Annotated in this window: 1 protein-coding gene and 1 pseudogene; both read right to left on the bottom strand. The window is 56.8% G+C overall.

What is annotated here, in order from left to right; all coding sequences use genetic code 11:
- A pseudogene (mraY, locus tag D4Q52_RS26125) lies at nt 1-212 on the bottom strand (phospho-N-acetylmuramoyl-pentapeptide-transferase); the annotation flags it as partial.
- On the bottom strand, nt 206-507 hold a 302-nt coding region (locus tag D4Q52_RS26120; protein ID WP_425328514.1), incomplete at its 5' end, for a glutamate ligase domain-containing protein. The pseudogene mraY and the gene D4Q52_RS26120, both read right to left, overlap by 7 nt.

The following is a 507-nucleotide window of genomic DNA, read 5'->3' as shown; positions in this document are numbered from 1 at the left end:
GTACCGCGCTTACTAAAGTGAGATTCCGGGCCATCGTTACGTACAACCTGGCCAAAGGAGAGTTTTTGCAGACGGGCGATCATGCGCGGGCCCATCCACAGAGAGATGAACAGCGCGGTCAGCAGGCTGACGATGGCGCGAAACGTCAGATAGGAAAAGACGTTAAAGCCGGAATAATATTTGACCAGATGTTCGGCCAGCCATACTAACATGTTCCATTCTCCTGTAATGCGCGTACTACCACTTCCATGGCGGCACTACGTGAACCCTTCACTAAAATGGTCATAATTTTATGTTCTGCGGTGAGCTCGCGCAGGCGGGTCACCAGCGCGGCCTTCTCGCTAAAATGTTCGCCAACGCCGCTGGCGCCGCTGATCTCTGCGCTCAACGTACCGACGCTCAGTACGCGATCGAGCCCGGCCGCTTTTGCCGCTTCGCCAACCTGACGATGGCACGCCTGGCTTTCCGCGCCGAGTTCGGCCATATCGCCGACGACCAGTACCCGGT

The organism is Rhodopseudomonas palustris (genome assembly GCF_003591005.1).
GTDB classification, from domain to species: domain Bacteria; phylum Pseudomonadota; class Alphaproteobacteria; order Rhizobiales; family Xanthobacteraceae; genus Rhodopseudomonas; species Rhodopseudomonas palustris_K.
Note: the sequence above shows the minus strand (reverse complement) of the source record. Positions and strands in the feature narration are given on the sequence as shown.